This is a genomic window from Pseudomonas sp. NPDC087336 (assembly GCF_044744285.1).
Lineage (GTDB): Bacteria > Pseudomonadota > Gammaproteobacteria > Pseudomonadales > Pseudomonadaceae > Aquipseudomonas.
Genome location: NZ_JBIUYA010000025.1, coordinates 66,466 through 82,952, shown reverse-complemented (window position 1 = coordinate 82,952; position 16,487 = coordinate 66,466). Strand labels below are relative to the sequence as shown.

General features: G+C 60.5%; 14 protein-coding genes. 10 read left to right on the top strand and 4 right to left on the bottom strand.

Features of this window, described 5'->3' with window-relative positions:
* Positions 1 to 14: 14 nt before the first annotated feature.
* On the bottom strand, positions 15 to 1,943 hold the full coding sequence (locus ACIO0C_RS22925; protein WP_401315439.1) for a transglycosylase SLT domain-containing protein: 1,929 nt from the start codon (positions 1,941 to 1,943) through the stop codon (positions 15 to 17).
* Positions 1,944 to 2,155: 212 nt separating this feature from the next.
* Here ACIO0C_RS22925 and ACIO0C_RS22920 point away from each other — a divergent pair, with 212 nt between their 5' ends.
* The gene (locus ACIO0C_RS22920) at positions 2,156 to 4,075 is read left to right on the top strand and encodes an ATP-binding cassette domain-containing protein (protein ID WP_401315437.1); all 1,920 of its coding nucleotides are present in this window, start codon (positions 2,156 to 2,158) and stop codon (positions 4,073 to 4,075) included.
* A gap of 165 nt (positions 4,076 to 4,240) precedes the next feature.
* Here ACIO0C_RS22920 and ACIO0C_RS22915 read toward each other — a convergent pair whose 3' ends face one another.
* Positions 4,241 to 4,681, bottom strand: a complete 441-nt coding sequence (locus ACIO0C_RS22915) for a universal stress protein (RefSeq protein ID WP_008057932.1) — start codon at positions 4,679 to 4,681, stop codon at positions 4,241 to 4,243.
* Positions 4,682 to 4,785: 104 nt separating this feature from the next.
* Between ACIO0C_RS22915 and ACIO0C_RS22910 the strand changes: the two genes are divergently transcribed.
* The 7 genes from ACIO0C_RS22910 (at position 4,786) to ACIO0C_RS22880 (ending at position 13,205) form a co-directional block, all read left to right on the top strand.
* The gene (locus tag ACIO0C_RS22910; RefSeq protein WP_401315434.1) at positions 4,786 to 5,223 is read left to right on the top strand and encodes a hypothetical protein; all 438 of its coding nucleotides are present in this window, start codon (positions 4,786 to 4,788) and stop codon (positions 5,221 to 5,223) included.
* Positions 5,224 to 5,791: 568 nt separating this feature from the next.
* Positions 5,792 to 7,939 carry a fatty acid oxidation complex subunit alpha FadB gene (gene fadB, locus ACIO0C_RS22905; RefSeq protein ID WP_401315433.1) on the top strand — a complete coding sequence of 716 codons (2,148 nt, stop codon included), beginning with the start codon at positions 5,792 to 5,794 and terminating at the stop codon, positions 7,937 to 7,939.
* Positions 7,940 to 7,971: 32 nt separating this feature from the next.
* Positions 7,972 to 9,147, top strand: coding sequence for an acetyl-CoA C-acyltransferase FadA (gene fadA / locus ACIO0C_RS22900; protein ID WP_008057944.1), 1,176 nt, complete (start codon positions 7,972 to 7,974; stop codon positions 9,145 to 9,147).
* Positions 9,148 to 9,245: 98 nt separating this feature from the next.
* Positions 9,246 to 9,482 carry a DUF1653 domain-containing protein gene (locus ACIO0C_RS22895; RefSeq protein WP_401315431.1) on the top strand — a complete coding sequence of 79 codons (237 nt, stop codon included), beginning with the start codon at positions 9,246 to 9,248 and terminating at the stop codon, positions 9,480 to 9,482.
* A gap of 114 nt (positions 9,483 to 9,596) precedes the next feature.
* A complete protein-coding gene (topA, locus tag ACIO0C_RS22890) occupies positions 9,597 to 12,224 on the top strand; it encodes a type I DNA topoisomerase (protein WP_401315430.1) in 2,628 nt (875 codons plus the stop codon).
* Positions 12,225 to 12,303: 79 nt separating this feature from the next.
* On the top strand, positions 12,304 to 12,828 hold the full coding sequence (locus ACIO0C_RS22885) for a DUF6586 family protein (RefSeq protein WP_401315429.1): 525 nt from the start codon (positions 12,304 to 12,306) through the stop codon (positions 12,826 to 12,828).
* Between the two features lie 143 nt (positions 12,829 to 12,971).
* On the top strand, positions 12,972 to 13,205 hold the full coding sequence (locus ACIO0C_RS22880; RefSeq protein ID WP_401315459.1) for a hypothetical protein: 234 nt from the start codon (positions 12,972 to 12,974) through the stop codon (positions 13,203 to 13,205).
* 82 nt (positions 13,206 to 13,287) lie between these two features.
* On the opposite strand, the gene sulA is transcribed toward ACIO0C_RS22880, so the two are convergent.
* Together sulA and lexA are read right to left on the bottom strand one after the other, a co-directional pair.
* Entirely contained in the window at positions 13,288 to 13,761 is a 474-nt protein-coding gene (sulA, locus tag ACIO0C_RS22875; protein ID WP_401315428.1) for an SOS-induced cell division inhibitor SulA, read from the bottom strand.
* A gap of 11 nt (positions 13,762 to 13,772) precedes the next feature.
* A complete protein-coding gene (gene lexA, locus ACIO0C_RS22870; protein WP_008064450.1) occupies positions 13,773 to 14,381 on the bottom strand; it encodes a transcriptional repressor LexA in 609 nt (202 codons plus the stop codon).
* A gap of 229 nt (positions 14,382 to 14,610) precedes the next feature.
* On the opposite strand from lexA, the gene ACIO0C_RS22865 reads away from it, so the two are divergent.
* Entirely contained in the window at positions 14,611 to 15,318 is a 708-nt protein-coding gene (locus ACIO0C_RS22865) for a TetR family transcriptional regulator (protein ID WP_401315426.1), read from the top strand.
* 170 nt (positions 15,319 to 15,488) lie between these two features.
* Positions 15,489 to 16,487: a beta-N-acetylhexosaminidase gene (nagZ, locus tag ACIO0C_RS22860; protein WP_401315458.1), complete on the top strand. Its 999-nt coding sequence runs from the start codon at positions 15,489 to 15,491 to the stop codon at positions 16,485 to 16,487.

The following is a 16,487-nucleotide window of genomic DNA, read 5'->3' as shown; positions in this document are numbered from 1 at the left end:
TTCAGGGGCGCCTGTCACCGATCGTCGAAGTACCGCTCATGCCAATCCACCAGCGGCTGCGGTGAGTTGAGTTTCTGGCCGTAGATCACCGAATATGACAGCACGTTCTGTACGTATTGGCGGGTTTCGTCGAACGGGATGCTTTCCACCCAGACGTCGAAGCTCAGGTGATCGGCACCGCGCAGCCACTGGCGCACGCGGCCCGGGCCTGCGTTGTAGGCGGCGGAGGCGAGGACGCGGTTGCCGTTGAATTGGCTGTGGACCTGGCTCAGGTAGGCCGCGCCAAGCTGAATATTCTTGTCCGGGTTGAACACTTGCTGCGGCGAGGCCAGTGGAATGCTGAACTTGCGTGCGGTTTCCTTGGCGGTTCCCGGCATCAATTGCATCAAGCCGCTGGCACCGACACTGGAGCGGGCATCTTCCATGAAGGCGCTTTCCTGGCGGGTGATAGCAAATACCCAGCTGGAATGCAGGCCACGGTTCCTGGCTTCACGGACCAGGGTGTCGCGGTGGGCCATCGGGAAGCGAATGTCCAGGTCATCCCAGTACTGCGCCTGGCTGATGGTGCGAATCGCCGGAAAGTACCATTTCAGGTCATACGCCAGTTTCGCCTGGGCAACCATTTCGTCGCGATTGAAGTGGCGACTGACGTGATACCACTCGCGGCGACCGTCGACGATCTGTCCGCGGGCATGAAACTCCAGGGCGCGACGTATGCCGGGGGTATTGCGCACCTTGTTGATCAGCGCCTGGCTGAGTACCAGCGGTTTGTTGTTCAGCGAATACGGCGACTGCGAACGGTCGGCGGCGAGGAAACCATAGAAATCGCGCTCGCGAGCCAGGCTCTTGTAGAGGGATTGCGCTTCGGGATTCTGCGGTTGTGCCAGTTCCAGGCTGCGGGCCTGCCAGTAGCGCCAGCGGTTGGTGGTGGCCAGGTCCTGGGGTAGGCGGCGAGTCAACTGGTAGGCATCGTCCCAGCGCGCCAGGCGCAGCAACAAGCGCATGCGCCATTCAGACACCGTGTTGTCGCGCAATTCCGGGTCGTACTTGGTCATCATGTCCAGCGCGCGGCTGTCGAAACGCCGCGCGAGGGTCAGCCCGATTTCCCGGGCGATGGCCACTTTTTCGTCGCGGGAGAAGTGCATGCTGCTGGCATACCCGTCGAGCAGATTCATGGCCCTGTCCGGGTCCTGGCGGGCGAGACGGCGCAGGCCGAGGCTGACCACGTCGGACATCGGTTCGTCGGCCGGGGTGAAGCGCGACGGCGAATTGAGCAGCTCCGGCTTCTGCGCCACATCGATCAGCAGGCGGCCACGCGGGGCCAGGGTGGTCAAGCCATTGACCAGGCTGTTGGCCAGTGGGTAGTTGCGCGCCTGGGCGGCGAGCTTGGCGCGTTCCCAGCGCTTCTGCTCGGTCAACTGGCCTTCGGCGGCCCACATGCCGAACAGGGCGTCACAGGCTGCCGGTTGCGTTTTACCGCTCAGCCAGAGCTTGTTGGCGTTGGCGTAACCTTCGGTCTTTTTGTTGTGGCTGATCTGGTACTGCGCGTTCAGGCAGTCCAGTTCAGTGAAATTCATCTTCGGGTCGTAGTACTTGACGAATGTCGCCCAGTCGCCGCGTTCCGCCAGCCAGCGCAACCAGCGCAGCTTCATCCAGTTGGCCTGGGGCAGGTCACCGTGTTCGGCGAGGAACTTCTCGATCTCGGTATTGCTCGCGGTTTTCAGTCGGGCGGTCAGCTCGTCGTAGGCCAGGTATGGCTCCAGCGGATAGTCGGCCAGGGCCTGGCTGTAACGGAAGTACGGACCGGTGTCGCCCTTGGCCAGGGCGCGCTTGGCTTCATCGTAGTATTGGCGTTGGGTAGACAGGTCCACCGCCTGGGCAGATTGAACGGCAGCGGCAGAAAGTAAAAAACATGACAAAAAAGTGAAAAGGCGACTGCGCATGAGACGTCCAGACAGAAAAAACATGACAAGTGCTGGCGATGCCCGCACTGATTATCTTTAGCTTAGCCTTTTGCCAGCAATGGGCGAAAGCTTTGCCGACCGGTCTGCATCAGTTCGCAACATTTGTACGGCAGAGTGCCGCCAAGGTGAAAATGCCGGCCTGCTGAAGCCCTGTTTCAGGTAGAATGCGCGCCCGGTTTTTGGAGAAGCTCATGACCCTGCTCAAATTCAGCGATGTGTCCCTTGCTTTCGGCGCTATGCCGTTGTTGGACAAGGTGTCCTGGCAGATCGCCCGTGGAGAGCGGGTGTGCATCATCGGCCGCAACGGCACTGGCAAGTCCAGCATGATGAAGCTCGTCAAGGGCGACCAGAAGCCCGATGACGGCTCGGTTTGGCGCGCACCCGGGCTCAAGATCGGCGAATTGCCGCAAGAATTGCCGGTAGCCGACGAGCGGACAGTGTTCGACGTGGTTGCCGAAGGCCTGGACGGTGTCGGCGCGTTGCTCGCCGAATATCACCACCTGAGCCAGAACATCGTCACCGATGCCGACCTGGACAAGCTGATGCACGTCCAGCACGACCTCGAAGCCCGCGACGGCTGGCGTTTGCAGACCCTGGTCGACAGCACCCTGAGCCGCCTGCAGTTGCCGGCCGACAAGACCCTCGCTGAATTGTCCGGTGGCTGGCGTCGTCGCGTGCTGCTGGCCCAGGCCCTGGTGTCCGAACCCGACCTGCTGCTGCTCGACGAACCGACCAACCACCTGGACATCGGTGCGATCGCCTGGCTGGAAGAAGCACTGAAGGATTTCCAGGGCGCCGTGCTGTTCATCACGCACGACCGTTCCTTCCTGCAGAACCTGGCGACCCGCATCCTGGAGTTGGATCGCGGTGGCTTGATCGACTGGAACGGCGACTACGCCAGTTTCCTGGTGCACAAGGAAGCCGAGCTGGCCGCCGAAGCCACCGCCAACGCGCTGTTCGACAAGCGCCTGGCCCAGGAAGAAGTGTGGATTCGCCAGGGCATCAAGGCCCGTCGTACCCGTAACGAAGGCCGCGTACGCGCCCTGAAGGCCCTGCGCGTGGAGCGCAGCGAGCGTCGTGAGCGCACGGGCAAGGCCAACATCCAGCTGGAAACCGCCGACAAGTCCGGCAAGCAGGTGATGGTGCTCGAGAACGTGAGTTTCGCTCACCCGGGCGGGCCGTTCCTGATCAAGGATTTCTCCATGGTGCTGCAGCGCGGCGACCGTATCGGCCTGCTCGGCGCCAACGGCACCGGCAAGACCACGCTGCTGAAGTTGATGCTCAGCGGCTTGCAGCCGACCAGTGGCAAGGTGGAAGAAGGCACCAAGATCGACGTCGCCTATTTCGACCAGTTGCGTCATCAGCTGGATCTGGAAAAGACCGTGATCGACAACGTCGCCGAAGGTCGCGACTTCATCGATATCGACGGCCAGAGCCGCCACGTGCTGAGCTACCTTGGCGACTTCCTGTTCAGCCCGCAGCGTGCCCGCACGCCGGTCAAGGCGCTGTCCGGGGGCGAGCGTGCCCGTCTGTTGCTGGCCAAGCTGTTCAGCAAGCCGGCCAACCTGCTGGTGCTCGACGAACCGACCAACGACCTCGACGTCGAAACCCTCGAATTGCTCGAAGAGGTCTTGCTGACCTTCAACGGCACCGTACTGATGGTCAGCCACGACCGGGCATTCCTCGACAACGTGGTCACCAGCACCCTGGTCTTCGAAGGTGAAGGCAAGGTTCGCGAGTACGTCGGTGGTTACCAGGACTGGCTGCGCCAGGGCGGTTCACCGCGCCTGCTGGGCGTGACCGAGAGCAAGTCCGGCAAGGCCGACCTGAACTCCGCCGTGGTCAAGGCTGAGCCTGCACCCGTTGCGGCCGCCGTCGAGGCGCCGGTGGCGAAGAAGAAGCTCAGCTACAAGCTGCAGCGTGAGTTGGAAGCGTTGCCGGGCCAGATCGAAGCCATGGAGCAGCAGATCGTCTCGGTTGAGGGGCAGATGGCCGATGCCGGCTTCTACCTGCGTCCGGCAGCGGAAACTGCCGCCGTGATCGCGCAGTTGGCGCAGTTGCAGGCTGAGCTGGACATCATGGTCGAGCGCTGGGCCGAGCTGGATGCCTGAATGATCCTGCAATAAAAAAGCCCGGCACTCAGCGATGAGCGCCGGGCTTTTCATATGCAATGTAATCCCTTGTAGGCGCTGGCTTGCCAGCGAAGAGGCCCGCAAGACTGATACAAGGTCCAGGACCGCCTTCGCCGGCAAGCCGGCTCCTACCGAAGATGGCTATCAGCTTTTGCTTTGCAGGCGCACTGCAAGCACATCGCAAGGCGCGCCGTGCAGGACGTCGTTGGCGGTGGAGCCCAGCAGCAATGCCAGGCCATGGCGGCCGTGACTGCCGACCACGATCATGTCGCACCCTTGCTCCTTGGCCAGGTGGTGAATTTCCTGGCGGGGCTGGCCGTAGGTCAGGTGGCTGTATTCCCTGGAGAGCTCGGGGTATTTCAAGATCAGGCGATCGAGTCGCTCCTTGGCCTGGTCGAACTGCTGTTGTTGCAGTTGTGACAGGTCCATTGGCACATCGCCACCAAAGGCCATGGCCATCGGCTCGACGATATGCACCAGGGACAACTTCGCCCCATTGCTCACCGCCAGCTCGCGAGCGCGGTGGATTACAGGGTCGCACTCTTCGGTCAGATCTACAGCGACCAGAATATGGTTGTAGGGCATGAGGTGCTCCTCCTGAGGATTGCAATATTGGTAAGTATGGCTGGTTTCAAGCGCATTGGCTCCAAAGTGACTCAATGCGCTCATCAAGAATCGGGAGTACAGATATGACGGTCTGGATAGTGGTGTCAATCCTGCTGGTGTCGTTGAGCCCCCTGGCATGGCTGCGACCCTCGCGCCATCAGAGCGGGCGCATGGCCCTGCGCATGGAGGCGCGACGCATCGGCCTGGCCATGCAACTGGCGCCTCAGGAGTGGCCGCACTGGCTCAGCCAGGAGCCGCCAAACCCTTGCGCGCAGTACCATCGACCGCGCCGGGGCAACCAGCCGGCGTGCTGGAGTTACTGGCAAAAATCGCCGGGTGTGTGGGTCAACCAGTGGCAGGAACCCTGCGACGATCCCGCGTTGCTCAATCATTTCGAAAAATTGCCGGGCAATGTCTACAAGGTCGAAGCCGACAAGCAGATGATTACCCTGTATTGGGGTGAGAAGGGTGAAACAGAGGTATTGCAGCACATCGACGCCACCCTCAAGGCGCTCGCCTGAACCCGATCTTCCTCGCTGAACTCGACCCTTGTAGGCGCTGGCAAGCCAGCTCCTACAAGGGGGCGGGTGGCTTTTTGCAGGCAATAAAAAGCCCGACAACGTCATCGGGCGGGGTTGGCCAGGCAGGCCGGTAATTCGGTTTGGGCTGATCTTACGCTGGGCATTCGCCAAAAGCGTTCAATTTTTTCCCCAGGTTCCGCCAGCGTAGCCGGTTAGTGGCAGGCTGCCGTGAATTAGGGCGAATTTTCTAATCATTGATTCTATGAATGTTTGGTAATGCGGCCTCGTGTTGCAGGCCTTCGTCTTACAGAAATGACCGCCAAGTCGCCTCTCAACCCGTACTTTGGGCGATTGACAATTGTCGGAATTTCCGTGAAGGTGGCGTACCCAAATCAAACGGGCGTATGAATTGAGCGTTTGTCTGACAAAACGCTCCTACAGAATCCCGACTATCGCGTTGGCGGGTGTGCCGGGTGGATAGGCGTAGCATCGACGAGAGACGTCCCTGCCAGCCATCCGCCTGCGTCCGACGTGTACTGTTCAGCTTCCATATCGTGGAGATCAGTTGATGATTTACGAAGGTAAAGCCATCACGGTTAAGGCTCTTGAAAGTGGCATCGTCGAACTGAAGTTCGACCTCAAGGGTGAGTCCGTCAACAAGTTCAACCGTCTAACCCTGAACGAACTGCGTCAGGCCGTGGACGCCATCAAGGCAGATGCTTCGATCAAGGGTGTGATCGTCAGCAGTGGCAAGGACGTGTTCATCGTCGGCGCCGACATCACCGAATTCGTCGACAACTTCAAGCTGCCGGATGCAGAGCTTGTGGCTGGCAACCTCGAAGCCAACAAGATTTTCAGCGATTTCGAAGACCTCAGCGTCCCGACTGTCGTCGCAATCAATGGCATCGCATTGGGTGGCGGTCTGGAAATGTGCCTGGCAGCGGACTACCGCGTCATGTCGACCAAGGCCAAGATCGGTCTGCCGGAAGTCAAGCTGGGTATCTACCCGGGCTTCGGCGGTACCGTGCGCCTGCCGCGCCTGATCGGTACCGACAACGCTATCGAGTGGATTGCTTCCGGCAAGGAAAACCGTGCCGAAGACGCACTGAAAGTCGGTGCCGTCGATGCCGTGGTTGCCCCTGAAAAACTGCAGGATGCTGCGCTGGAACTGATCAAGCGCGCCATTTCCGGCGAGTTTGACTACAAGGCCAAGCGCCAGCCGAAGCTTGAAAAACTCAAGCTGAACGCTATCGAACAAATGATGGCTTTCGAAACCGCCAAGGGTTTCGTGGCAGGCCAGGCTGGCCCGAACTACCCGGCCCCGGTCGAAGCGATCAAGACCATCCAGAAAGCCGCCAACTTCGGTCGTGACAAGGCCCTGGAAATCGAAGCCGCCGGTTTCGTCAAACTGGCCAAGACCGCGGCTGCACAGAGCCTGATCGGCCTGTTCCTGAACGATCAGGAACTGAAGAAAAAGGCCAAGGCCTACGACGAAATCGCCAAGGACGTGAAGCAGGCCGCCGTACTGGGCGCCGGCATCATGGGTGGCGGTATCGCCTATCAGTCGGCGTCCAAAGGCACGCCGATCCTGATGAAGGACATCAACGAGCACGGCATCGAGCAGGGCCTGGCCGAAGCCGCCAAGCTGCTGGTTGGCCGCGTTGACAAAGGCCGCATGACCGCGGCGAAAATGGCTGAAGTGCTCAACGGCATTCGTCCGACCCTGTCCTACGGTGATTTCGGTCACGTAGACCTGGTGGTCGAAGCGGTCGTCGAGAACCCGAAGGTCAAGCAAGCCGTACTGGCCGAAGTTGAAGACAAGGTCAAAGAGGACACCATCCTCGCCTCGAACACCTCGACCATTTCCATCACCTTGCTGGCCAAGGCCCTCAAGCGTCCGGAAAACTTCGTCGGCATGCACTTCTTCAACCCGGTGCACATGATGCCCCTGGTGGAAGTGATCCGTGGCGAGAAGTCCAGCGAGCTGGCGGTGGCCACTACCGTTGCCTACGCCAAGAAAATGGGCAAGAACCCGATCGTGGTCAACGACTGCCCGGGCTTCCTGGTCAACCGCGTGCTGTTCCCGTACTTCGGCGGTTTCGCCAAGCTGGTCAGCGCCGGTGTGGACTTCGTGCGTATCGACAAGGTCATGGAAAAATTCGGCTGGCCAATGGGCCCGGCGTACCTGATGGACGTGGTCGGCATCGACACCGGCCACCACGGTCGTGACGTCATGGCTGAAGGCTTCCCGGACCGCATGAAGGACGACACTCGCTCCGCCGTGGACGTGCTCTACGAAGCCAAGCGCCTGGGCCAGAAGAACGGCAAGGGCTTCTACGCCTACGAGACCGACAAGAAGGGCAAGCAGAAGAAAGTCGCCGACCCGTCGGTACTGGAAGTGCTTAAGCCAATCGTCTTCGAACAGCGCGAAGTCAGCGACGAAGACATCATCAACTGGATGATGATCCCGTTGTGCCTGGAAACCGTGCGCTGCCTGGAAGACGGCATTGTCGAAACTGCCGCCGAAGCCGATATGGGCCTGGTCTACGGTATCGGTTTCCCTCCATTCCGTGGCGGTGCGCTGCGCTACATCGATTCGATCGGTGTTGCAGAGTTCGTTGCCCTGGCTGACCAGTACGCTGATTTGGGCGCGCTGTACCACCCGACCGCAAAACTGCGTGAAATGGCCAAGACCGGCCAACGGTTCTTCGGTTAAGCGTCCCAACTTTTGAGCGAGAGTGAAATTTTATGAGCTTGAATCCAAGAGACGTCGTGATTGTCGACTTCGGTCGTACTCCGATGGGCCGCTCCAAGGGCGGCATGCACCGCAACACCCGCGCCGAAGACATGTCGGCGCACCTGATCAGCAAACTGCTGGAACGCAACGTCAAGGTTGACCCGAGCGAAGTCGAAGACGTGATCTGGGGCTGTGTAAACCAGACCCTGGAGCAGGGCTGGAACATCGCGCGCATGGCGTCGCTGATGACTCAGATCCCGCACACCTCGGCCGGCCAGACCGTCAGCCGCCTGTGTGGCTCTTCGATGAGTGCCCTGCATACCGCTGCGCAAGCGATCATGACCGGCAACGGTGACGTTTTCGTGGTTGGCGGCGTCGAGCATATGGGTCACGTGAGCATGATGCACGGTGTCGATCCGAACCCGCACATGTCGCTGTACGCGGCAAAAGCGTCGGGCATGATGGGCCTGACCGCGGAAATGCTGGGCAAGATGCACGGCATCACCCGCGAGCAGCAGGACGCTTTTGGCGTGCGCTCCCACCAGCTCGCCCACAAGGCGACCGTGGAAGGCAAGTTCAAGGACGAAATCATCCCGATGCAGGGCTATGACGAGAACGGTTTCCTGAAAACCTTCGACTACGACGAAACCATTCGTCCGGAAACCACCCTGGAAAGCCTGGCGGCATTGAAGCCTGCTTTCAATCCGAAGGGCGGCACCGTGACAGCCGGTACTTCGTCGCAGATCACCGATGGTGCCTCGTGCATGATCGTGATGTCGGCGCAGCGTGCACAGGACCTGGGCATCCAGCCTCTGGCGGTGATCCGCTCGATGGCGGTGGCAGGTGTGGACCCGGCGATCATGGGCTATGGTCCAGTACCGGCCACACAGAAAGCATTGAAGCGTGCGGGTCTGAGTATCTCGGACATCGACTACTTCGAGCTCAACGAAGCTTTCGCCGCACAGGCCCTGCCAGTGCTGAAAGATCTGAAAGTGCTCGACAAGATGAATGAGAAGGTTAACCTGCACGGCGGCGCGATCGCCCTGGGTCACCCGTTCGGTTGCTCCGGTGCGCGAATTTCCGGCACGTTGCTGAACGTGATGAAGCAGAATGGCGGCAACCTCGGGGTAGCCACCATGTGCATTGGTCTCGGCCAAGGCATCTCCACCGTCTTCGAACGCGTTTAAGCGTTGCGTTGACGGAAGCCGGGGCCCAGTGCCCCGGTTTTTGTTTTTGCGGATTTTTTTATTTTTTATTTTGAACGGATTTGAGTGAGGGCCGAAGCATGCCGATACAACCTGGGCTCTATCAACATTACAAAGGTCCGCAGTACCGTGTGTTCAGTGTCGCGCGGCATTCGGAAACCGAGGAAGAAGTGGTCTTCTACCAAGCCCTGTATGGCGAATACGGCTTTTGGGTACGCCCCTTGAGCATGTTCCTGGAGTCGGTCGAAGTTGACGGCGAACAGGTGCCACGCTTTGCTTTGGTGCAGGCCGAACCGAGTCTTTTCAAGCAGCCATAAGCTGAGTGCGCGCAGGACCCTGCGCTTGACCTCACCTTGTAGCCACTATATATAGCGGTGCCGCGTCAGGCGCCAACCGCCTTTCACTTCTAGAATTCAGGAATTTTCTGATCCATGGGCAAATCGCTGGTCATTGTGGAATCCCCGGCTAAGGCCAAGACCATCAACAAGTATTTGGGCAACGAATACGTGGTGAAGTCGAGTATCGGCCATATCCGAGACCTGCCCACCAGCGGTTCGGCTAGCGCCAGCAAAGAGCCAGCCGCCAAGCGCGGCAAGGCTGCCGCGGGCGAAGCGCCGGCCTTGTCGCCGAAGGAAAAGGCGCGCAAGCAGCTGGTCGCGCGCATGGGTGTCGATCCCGATCATGGCTGGAAAGCCAAGTACGAGATCCTCCCGGGCAAGGAAAAGGTCATCGAAGAGCTGCGCCGGCTCGCCAAGGATGCTGACACCATCTATCTCGCAACCGACTTGGATCGCGAGGGGGAAGCCATTGCCTGGCACCTGCGCGAAGCCATCGGTGGTGACGACACCCGCTACAAGCGCGTGGTGTTCAACGAAATCACCAAGAAGGCGATCCAGGAAGCCTTCTCCCAGCCAGGCGAGCTGGACATCGATCGTGTCAACGCCCAGCAGGCGCGTCGTTTCCTCGACCGCGTGGTGGGTTACATGGTGTCGCCGCTGCTGTGGGCCAAGATCGCCCGTGGCCTGTCCGCCGGTCGGGTACAGTCGGTTGCCGTGAAATTGGTGGTGGAGCGTGAGCGTGAAATCCGCGCGTTCATCCCGGAAGAGTACTGGGAAGTCCACGCCGACCTCGGCACTGCGAAGGGCGCCACCGTGCGTTTCGACGTCGCTCGCGAGAAAGGCGAAGCCTTCAAGCCGCTGAACGAAGCCCAGGCCATGGCCGCGCTGGAAAAGCTCAAGGCGTCCAGCTACAGCATCGTCAAGCGCGAAGACAAGCCGACCAGCAGCAAGCCGTCGGCACCGTTCATCACGTCCACCCTGCAACAGGCCGCGAGCAACCGCCTGGGCTTTGGCGTGAAGAAAACCATGATGATGGCCCAGCGTCTGTACGAAGCCGGCTACATCACTTATATGCGTACCGACTCCACCAACCTCTCGGCCGATGCCGTGGCGATGGCGCGTACCTATATTGAAAGCGAGTTCGGCAAGAAGTACCTGCCGGAGAACCCGAACGTCTACAGCAGCAAGGAAGGCGCCCAGGAGGCTCACGAAGCGATTCGTCCGTCCGACGCCAACACCGAACCAAGCAAGCTGTCGGGCATGGAGCGTGATGCAGAGCGGCTGTACGAGCTGATCTGGCGCCAGTTCCTCGCCTGCCAGATGCTGCCGGCGCAATACCTTTCGACCACGGTCACCGTCGGTGCCGGCGACTTCGAGCTGCGTGCCAAGGGCCGTATCCTCAAGTTCGACGGTTACACCCGCGTCATGCCGCAAATCGCCAAGCCGGGCGATGACGACGTGCTGCCGGACATGGCCCAGGGCGACGCGATGAAGCTGATCAAGCTTGATCCGACCCAGCACTTCACCAAGCCGCCAGCGCGTTACTCGGAAGCCAGCCTCGTCAAGGAAATGGAAAAACGCGGCATCGGTCGTCCTTCGACCTACGCGGCGATCATTTCGACCATCCAGGATCGCGGCTACGTGGCGCTGCACAACCGTCGTTTCTATTCGGAAAAGATGGGCGACATCGTCACCGAGCGCTTGTCGGAAAGCTTCTCCAACCTGATGGACTACGGCTTCACCGCCGGCATGGAAGAGCACCTCGATGACGTGGCCCAGGGCGAACGCGACTGGAAAAACGTGCTGGATGAGTTCTACGGCGACTTCAAGAAGAAGCTCGAGGTGGCCGAGAGCCCGGAAAGTGGCATGCGTGCCAACCAGCCAGTGATGACGGACATTCCGTGCACGACCTGTGGCCGTCCGATGCAGATTCGTACTGCGTCGACCGGCGTATTCCTCGGTTGCTCGGGCTACAGCCTGCCGCCGAAAGAGCGCTGCAAGGCGACCGTCAACCTGGTGCCGGGCGATGAAATCGCCGCGGACGACGAGGGTGAGTCTGAATCGCTGGTGCTGCGCGGCAAGCACCGCTGCCCGATCTGCAGCACGGCGATGGACGCCTACCTGCTGGACGAGAAGCGCAAGCTGCACATCTGCGGTAACAACCCGGATTGCGACGGCTATGAAATCGAAGAGGGCACCTATCGCATCAAGGGCTATGAAGGCCCGAGCCTGGAATGCGACAAGTGCGGCAGCGAGATGCAGCTCAAGACCGGCCGTTTCGGCAAATTCTTCGGTTGCACCAACGCCACCTGCAAGAACACCCGCAAACTGCTGAAAAGCGGTGATGCGGCGCCGCCGAAGATGGACCCGGTGAAGATGCCTGAGCTGAAATGCGAAAAGGTCAACGACACCTACATCCTGCGCGACGGTGCCTCGGGCCTGTTCCTGGCTGCCAGCCAGTTCCCGAAAAACCGTGAGACCCGTGCACCGCTGGTGATGGAGATCATTCCACACAAGGATGAGATCGATCCGAAGTACCACTTCCTTTGCGAAGCGCCTAAGAAAGATCCGGATGGTCTGCCCGCTGTGATCCGTTACAGCCGCAAGACCAAAGAGCAATATGTGCAGACCGAAGTCGACGGTAAGCCGACTGGCTGGAAGGCGTTCTACGACGGTGGCAAGTGGAAGGTCGAGGACAAGCGACCGGCTGCGAAGGCGTAGAATCACAAGACCATGTAGGAGCGAGCTCGCTCCTACATGACCTGCGTGAAGCAATTATTTCGTTGTGGAGGCTGCCGTCATGGCCCACGAGCTCTATACCCGTACCAACCAGAAGCTCTATTTCGCCGGCCTGTCGCTTGAAGCGCTCGCCAAAGCCGAAGAGGGGCGGGCGATGAATTCCCTGGCGCTGATTCAGGCGGGGCGGGAATCGACGTTGTTCCACCTGTACGGTGCCTTGCTAGGCCTGTGCCACGAGATTGCCGGCTTCTATCGTTTGCCCCAGGCCAATGCCTCCCGGGCCGAATCGTTGCTGACTCGCGAAGTACTGGAAAGCATCGCTATTCCGGAAATGGCCGAGATGGTCGAGTTGGCCAACAATCCCGAAACCTGGCTGGCCAAGTTGCTGGCTGCCCACGCCGCGTTGTTCCAGCCGCCACGGGCGCCGCACAAGCCTAAAGGCGATGTGACGCAGCCGTTGATCCTGGCGGTAAACCTCGATGAAGAAGAGGCGCCTCAGGAGCTGGGTCGCGAGGAGCTGGAGAGCTGGCGGCAAAATCTGAAAAGCCTGGCCATCCGTTTTCGCGAAGGCTTGAACGAGTGCTGAGGGACTGAGCGGCGCAGCGATCAACCTTTGGGGGTTGTTTGCTCGGCTGCTGAGCCGTTTTCGCGAGGGTATCTGGTCAAGATCCCGAGCGAAGCCTGACCGATGCCTATATAATGCTGGCCTTTCGTGGAGAACAGACCTTTATGCCAACGTCCTTTCTAGAAATTGTCGAGTTACCAGACGGCCGAATCGAGCTGCGCAGGGCTGAGGACGAGGGTTCTCTGGTTACTTTGGATTTCTCCGAGGACGCCAAAGCGTTCCTGCAAGGCCAGCACGTAGAAGTCGCCAAGGCGATGTTGAGTGTCGGCGTGCAAATGGCGGGGCGCATGGTTGAAGGCGAATTCGAAAAGGAAGAGGGGCGGCGGGTCCTTCATTGACCCCGCCTGTCGGTTTTTACCGACACTGCTTCCAATAGGCTTCTCTGTCCCTGCAGAAGCCCCGCGCGTTCAGCCTGCGCTGTTAACCCAGTCGAATATTCAAGCTTTGAGCGTCCCCGATTCGGGCGGCGCTGATGAGCTGTTGCCGCGAGACTGCGCTCAGCGGTTTGAGCCAGCTGACCACCGTGTGGCTGCGGCCAAGGCGAAGCGCCTCGCAAGTCAGTTGCTGGGCGCTTTGGGTGCCGCGCGGTTGCAGCAGCAGGATGCGTTCGCGATTGAGCCCGGCATCCCGCAACCAGGTCTGGGTCAAACTGGCAGGCGGGGCGATCAGGGTCAGCCAGCGTGCATCCTGGTCCTGGCTGAGTTCCCGCAGGATCGGCGCCAGAAGGTTCAGGCAGTTCCCGGCAGCACCACGCAGCGAAAGTTCACTGAAGACCTCGGGCTCGGCGCTCCAGGGCAACGCGTCCTCCTTCAGGATCGGCGTCAATGGCTGCGCCATGAACGCCTCGAACTGAAGTGGCAGTTGGGCTTGCTGTGATGTGTGTGGGAACTGCATAAAGCCTCCTTTTAGCGGCGAATGACGCCGACGCTCAAGCCTTCGATCACCAGTTCCTGATCTTTGAGGTTCACTTCGATAGGGGCAAACTCTGGGTTTTCGGCCAGCAGCCAGACTTTGCTGCCGTCGCGCTTGAAGCGCTTGACGGTGACTTCGTCGCCGATCCGCGCCACCACGATCTGGCCGTTGCGGGCTTCGCGGGTGGTGTGGACGGCCAGCAGGTCGCCGTCGAAGATGCCCACATCCTTCATGCTCATGCCGTGCACTCGAAGCAGGTAATCAGCGCGCGGGTGGAAGAACGCAGGGTTGATGTTGCAGGACTCTTCAACGTGTTGCTGGGCGAGGATCGGCGCGCCGGCTGCGACGCGGCCAATGATCGGCAGGCTGGAGTCGTCGGCCTTGGCCTCGAAGCCGGGAATGCGAATGCCGCGCGAAGCGCCCGGCGTCATCTCGATCGCACCCTTGCGGGCCAGCGCCTTGAGGTGCTCTTCTGCCGCGTTGGGCGATTTGAAACCCAGTTCCTGAGCGATTTCCGCGCGGGTCGGCGGGTAGCCGTTGTCTTCCAGGCAGCGTTTGATGAAGGCCAGAATCTCGGCTTGGCGTGGCGTCAGCTTTAGCATATTGATCGCTCTGTCTTTTTATACAGTGACTGGGATTATATACAGTGGAACGGTCTTGGCAATGCCCCTTTTTTTGCGTGCCGCCAGACGGTCGCTCAACCGGCTGATGGAACCTTTGCGGTTGTGTGGTTAAATGCATGACCGACCATTCCCGAAACGAACTACCAGACTTGACAACGCACGGGCTGAAACGTATGTTTCAAACAAGTGTTTGTCAGGCGGAGTAGCCATGGCCCAGTCGGAAACCGTTGAACGCATTCTCGATGCTGCCGAGCAGTTGTTCGCGGAAAAAGGTTTCGCCGAAACCTCGTTGCGCCTGATCACCAGCAAGGCGGGTGTGAACCTGGCGGCGGTGAACTATCACTTCGGTTCCAAGAAGGCGCTGATCCAGGCCGTCTTCTCGCGTTTCCTGGGGCCTTTCTGCACCAGCCTCGATAAAGAACTGGAGCGGCGCCAGGCCAGGCCTGAAAACAAGCCTTCCCTTGAGGAGCTGCTGGAAATCCTCGTCGAGCAGGCCCTGGTGGTGCAGCCGCGCAGCGGCAACGACCTGTCGATCTTCATGCGTTTGCTGGGGCTGGCCTTCAGCCAGAGCCAGGGGCATTTGCGCCGTTATCTGGAAGACATGTACGGCAAGGTGTTTCGCCGCTACATGATGCTGGTCAACGAGGCTGCCCCACGCATCCCGCCGATCGAACTGTTCTGGCGCGTGCACTTCATGCTGGGTGCGGCGGCGTTCAGCATGTCCGGTATCAAGGCCTTGCGTGCCATCGCTGAAACCGACTTCGGGGTCAACACCTCCATCGAACAGGTCATGCGCCTGATGGTACCGTTCCTGGCGGCCGGCATGCGTGCCGAGTCCGGCGTCACCGACTCGGCCATGGCCACCGCGCAGTTGCGTCCTCGTAGCAAATCGACACCGGTTGCCGCCAAGGTTTAACCGCTCATGGGTGGGCGCGGCAGCTGACATCCGATAAGCTAGCCGCCCATGCCGACTCTCGTTTTGAACCCGTTTGCGCTAATGATCGCCGACCACCCGGATATATCCCAGGGCGGCGCATCGTTGCGCACCGGGTTCATCGTTATCAAGGAATTGCTATGACTGCTGGCCTGCAAGGCTCGTTGATGGTGGACGTCGCCGGTACCTGGCTGACGGCTGAAGATCGCCAATTGTTGCGCCAGCCCGAAGTGGGCGGCTTGATCATTTTCGCCCGCAACATCGAACATCCGCGCCAGGTTCGCGAACTGAGCGCGGCGATCCGCGCCATTCGTCCCGACCTGCTGCTGGCGGTGGACCAGGAGGGCGGGCGGGTCCAGCGCCTGCGTCAAGGGTTTGTGCGACTGCCGGCGATGCGTGCCATTGCCGACAACCCGAACGCCGAATACCTGGCTGAGCAGTGCGGCTGGATCATGGCCACCGAGGTGCTGGCCGTTGGCCTGGACCTGAGCTTCGCCCCGGTGCTGGATCTCGATCACCAGCGCAGCGCCGTGGTCGGGACCCGTTCGTTCGAAGCGGATCCGCAGCGCGCCGCGCTGCTGGCCGGTGCTTTCATTCGCGGCATGAACAGCGCGGGCATGGCCGCCACCGGCAAGCATTTTCCCGGCCACGGCTGGGCCGAGGCGGATTCCCATGTCGCGATCCCCAATGACGAGCGCAGCCTTGAGCAGATCCGCGCCCATGACCTGGTGCCCTTCGCCCGGTTGAGCAAGCAGTTGGCCGCCGTCATGCCCGCCCACGTTATTTATCCGCAGGTCGATGCCCAGCCAGCGGGCTTCTCCCGGCGTTGGCTGCAGGACATCCTGCGGGGCGAGTTGAAATTCGACGGGGTGATTTTCAGCGACGACCTGTCCATGGCCGGTGCCCACGTGGTGGGCGATGCCGCCAGCCGTATCGAAGCGGCGTTGACCGCCGGTTGCGACATGGGCCTGGTGTGCAACGACCGCGCGGCCGCCGAACTGGCCCTGAGCGCCGCCCAGCGTTTGCAGGTCAAGCCGTCGGCGCGCATTGCGCGGATGCGCGGCCAGGCCCATGCGAACACCGAATACCGCCAGGATCCGCGTTGGCTGGTGGCGGTGGGCGCGCTCAGGGATGCCCAGCTTATCGATTAA

Coding starts and splice junctions, on each gene's coding strand:
- ACIO0C_RS22880 (WP_401315459.1), top strand. CDS start 12,972: ATGCCAACGTCCTTTCTAGAAATTGTCGAGTTACCAGACGGCCGAATC.
- topA (WP_401315430.1), top strand. CDS start 9,597: ATGGGCAAATCGCTGGTCATTGTGGAATCCCCGGCTAAGGCCAAGACC.
- lexA (WP_008064450.1), bottom strand. CDS start 14,381: ATGCTAAAGCTGACGCCACGCCAAGCCGAGATTCTGGCCTTCATCAAA.
- fadA (WP_008057944.1), top strand. CDS start 7,972: ATGAGCTTGAATCCAAGAGACGTCGTGATTGTCGACTTCGGTCGTACT.
- fadB (WP_401315433.1), top strand. CDS start 5,792: ATGATTTACGAAGGTAAAGCCATCACGGTTAAGGCTCTTGAAAGTGGC.
- ACIO0C_RS22885 (WP_401315429.1), top strand. CDS start 12,304: ATGGCCCACGAGCTCTATACCCGTACCAACCAGAAGCTCTATTTCGCC.
- ACIO0C_RS22910 (WP_401315434.1), top strand. CDS start 4,786: ATGACGGTCTGGATAGTGGTGTCAATCCTGCTGGTGTCGTTGAGCCCC.
- ACIO0C_RS22915 (WP_008057932.1), bottom strand. CDS start 4,681: ATGCCCTACAACCATATTCTGGTCGCTGTAGATCTGACCGAAGAGTGC.
- ACIO0C_RS22865 (WP_401315426.1), top strand. CDS start 14,611: ATGGCCCAGTCGGAAACCGTTGAACGCATTCTCGATGCTGCCGAGCAG.
- ACIO0C_RS22925 (WP_401315439.1), bottom strand. CDS start 1,943: ATGCGCAGTCGCCTTTTCACTTTTTTGTCATGTTTTTTACTTTCTGCC.
- ACIO0C_RS22920 (WP_401315437.1), top strand. CDS start 2,156: ATGACCCTGCTCAAATTCAGCGATGTGTCCCTTGCTTTCGGCGCTATG.
- sulA (WP_401315428.1), bottom strand. CDS start 13,761: ATGCAGTTCCCACACACATCACAGCAAGCCCAACTGCCACTTCAGTTC.
- ACIO0C_RS22895 (WP_401315431.1), top strand. CDS start 9,246: ATGCCGATACAACCTGGGCTCTATCAACATTACAAAGGTCCGCAGTAC.